Raw genomic sequence first — 3,425 nt, forward strand, 5'->3', positions numbered from 1 at the left:
TACGACAAGAAGCTCTACGATCGCCTCCGCGAGGGCCATGCGCGGCCAGTGCGCGAGCATCTCCAAGCCGGCCTCGAGTACCAGGACAAGCTCGCCCGTTTCCTGGAGAACCACGACGAACCGCGGACAGCGGCGACGTTCTCCCCGGAAGTTCAGCAGGCCGCGGCGGTCATCTCGTTTCTGTCCCCCGGTCTGCGTTTCTTGCACCAAGGTCAGTTCGAGGGCCGCAAAAAACGCATCTCGCCGCACCTTGTGCGTGGCCCGAAGGAACCCGTCTCCGAGCAGCTAAAGGAGTTTTACGACCGCCTGCTGGCGGTGCTTCGCATGCCGGCCGTGCGCGATGGCCAGTGGCAATTGCTCGAATGCACGCCTGCCTGGGATGGGAACTGGACGAACGATTGCTTCCTGGTTTTCGGCTGGCAAGGGCCGAAGGGAGAAGCACTCGTGGTTGCCGTGAACTATGCCTCCAATCAGAGCCAATGTCATGTTCGGTTGCCTTTCCCGGATCTCGCCGGCAAGAAATGGCAATTGCAGGATCAGCTTAGCCCGGCCAGCTACGAGTGGAACGGCGATGACCTGCAAGGGCGCGGGCTGTTTCTGGATATGGCTCCCTGGCAGGCCTCCATCTTTTCCCTTACGAATGGAAGGGTGCTGCCATGAGTGACGCGATCGTTTCACTGCTCAAGGTTCACGATTATTTCCGCGAAGCGTCCGAGGAGGCCCAAAATGACGTCCTGCGACTTGCACGGGTCACGCAGCATGCCCCAGGGACAGTCGTTCACGAGCCGAACGAGTTAATCACGACGGTCAGCTTCGTGCTCAATGGGCGGCTTAAGGCGGTCCGGGTCGATGACCGCGGCAATGAATCCCTGTTCCGGATGATTGAACGCGGCGAACAGTTTGGCATGATGGTCGGGGCCCTAGCAGAACCAGTTCCTATCCGGGTCATCGCGTTGTCGCCCACCACAATCCTCAACCTGGATTACGAGCAGGCGATGGAGTTAACGCTCGTCCATCCGGATCTGCGTCGTCTGTGGCTCAAATCGTTCGCCGGACTTCTCAAACGGCACTTCCTGGGCACGGCTCCCCGGCGGGGGCCGATGATGGTGGCGCTGGTTTACGATTCCCCCGCTGCTCGTGGGGTGATCGCACGGCTCCTCAACCGCTTGCACGAGGTGGGGGAAAAACTCGCTGTGTTCAGCGATTCAGACGAGTGGAAGGGGATGTCAGGTGTGAGATTCCGGGCCCTCCGCGTTGAAGGCCGGTATCTGGAACGCGAGGGAATCCGTGAACAGGTGGCCGAGTGGCAGGACGCGACGCGCATCGTCTTTGACGTCCATGCGGATCTCGCCGCGGACAGGATGATGGCGCTGATGGAGATCGTCGATCGCGTTGTTTTCTTTTCGCCGACCTCCGCCGGCGAGGCCGCAGTCCGCCGTCTTCAAGCCATGGACGTGAAAGCGCGCGGGTGGCGCGACAAGACCTGTGTCGCCTGGATCCTGGACGGCCCCGTTCCGGTGGCCCCAGTCTTGCCTAACCTCCGCGACGTGGCCAGCCGCGATTTCAAGATCGTCCAAGCGCCGTCCCAGTTGCCCTGGGGTCGGTCCCTGGAGGGTGGCCTGGAGCGCTTGGTGCATCACCTCCGTGGCATCCGCATCGGCGTGGCCCTCGGCGGCGGGGCCGCTCGAGGCATGTCCCACCTCGGCGTCCTCAAGGCACTCGAACAAAATGGTATTGTCGTCGATATGATCGCGGGGACGAGCGCCGGCGCGATGACGGGCATCTTCTACGCGTCCGGTCTCGACTGCGACTACTGCGCCAGCTCATTTGCCCACGACCTGCGGCCCGGGTGGATCTTTCGCCACCTTCCGCGCGGCAGCCACTGGTATCTCGTCTACAAATACCGTCGTGGCCAATTTGATCCGATGCTCCGCAAGTACCTTCACGACTGGAGGCTCGAACAGCTTGCCGTCCCTTGCCTGTCCGTCACCGTCGATCTGGTGGCGGGAAACTCCGTGGTCCGTGAGCAAGGCGACGCCGTCCATGCCATCCTCGAAAGCATCAACCTGCCGGTGATTTCCGTCCCGATTTGCCGCGATGGTCAGGCGCTGATCGACGGCGGGATTGTCAACAATATTCCCGCCGACGTGCTGGTGTCGATGGGCTGCAACTTCGTGATTGCCGTCAGCGTGACGGCCAAGATGGAGAAGGAGTTTTGCGACATTACCCAGGATAAGCCGGCCCCCCGCAAGAAGCCGAGCATTGTGCAGACGATCCTCCGCAGTCTTCTGGTCCAAAACTACAGTCTGAACGCCTTCGGGGTCAGCCCGGCCGACGTGGTGATCGCCCCCGACGTTTGCGGTTTCGACCTCACGGAGTTCGTGCGCGCCAAGGAAATGGCCGCGATTGGCGAGGCAGCAGCTCTTGAGGAGATCTCGAAGATCCAACAACTTCTAACCAGGCTCGACCCCCAGCTTTTTCCTACAACCGCTAAATCGCCTGAAACGGTGGTGGACTCCTGCCCGGCGCGGGTGTCGGTTGGGCCATCGACATCGCTTGAAGGCCATTCAGTTACAGCAAGCAAATGACACTCAACCCAGCCATCGGCGAACACAAACCAGATCGATATCGAGACATTAACATGAAAGCCAAAAAAGCATCCAGGAAACTGGCGACCATCGAGTGTAGCTCGGCCTTTCGGCCCCATCCGACCCGCGAGGAACTCCGGGCGCTGGGGAAGAGTCTGCGCGACAAATGCCCACGCGAGGACCACGCAATTTGGCAAGCACCGAAAAATCGCGCTGATCCTCTTGCGTTGATGGAGGAGTCGAACAAGGGGCGCATGCCCCAGCTCATTCCAATTCGCCATGGCCGCATGCTGCATTCGCCGTTTACCTTCTATCGTGGAGCTGCGCTCAATATGGCCGCGGACCTGGCCGGCACGCCTGCAAGTGGAATTCGGGTTCAGGCCTGCGGCGACTGCCATCTACTAAATTTTGGCTCGTATGGGACCCCCGAACGGCGCGTGATCTTCGACATCAACGACCTTGACGAAACCCTCCCGGCTCCCTGGGAGTGGGATGTAAAACGCCTGGCCGCTAGCTTCGTGCTGGCCTGCCGCGACAACGGCTTCAGCGAAGATGACGCCCGCGATGCCGTGCTGAGTTGCGTGCGGTCCTATCGCAAACACATGGCGGAATACAGCGCCATGCACGTGCTGGATGTGTGGTATGCAAGCATCGATGTGGAGAAACTGATCCCGACACTCGGGGACGAAGTTGCCCGCAAACGGTTCCAGAAGCGTCTGGCCAAAGCCCGCGAGCGCAGCCTTCTGGAACATGAATTTCCGGAACTCGTTACTACCTCTGGCCTTACCCCGGCAATCAAGGAAAGCCTGCCATTAATCTTTCATCCGCAAGAAAAGG

At 60.5% G+C, this 3,425-nt stretch carries 2 protein-coding genes and 1 pseudogene; all 3 read left to right on the forward strand.

The window, feature by feature from the left end:
* Nucleotides 1-660 (forward strand): annotated as a pseudogene (locus tag AB7F49_RS39005) (alpha-amylase family glycosyl hydrolase); the annotation flags it as partial.
* Nucleotides 657-2,588, forward strand: coding sequence for a patatin-like phospholipase family protein (locus tag AB7F49_RS39010; RefSeq protein WP_428533290.1), 1,932 nt, complete (start codon nt 657-659; stop codon nt 2,586-2,588). The pseudogene AB7F49_RS39005 and the gene AB7F49_RS39010, both read left to right, overlap by 4 nt.
* Nucleotides 2,589-2,641: 53 nt before the next feature.
* On the forward strand, nt 2,642-3,425 hold a 784-nt coding region (locus tag AB7F49_RS39015), incomplete at its 3' end, for a DUF2252 family protein (RefSeq protein WP_428533293.1).

The sequence above is a fragment of the Pseudorhodoplanes sp. genome (assembly GCF_050250235.1).
Lineage (GTDB): Bacteria > Pseudomonadota > Alphaproteobacteria > Rhizobiales > Xanthobacteraceae > Pseudorhodoplanes.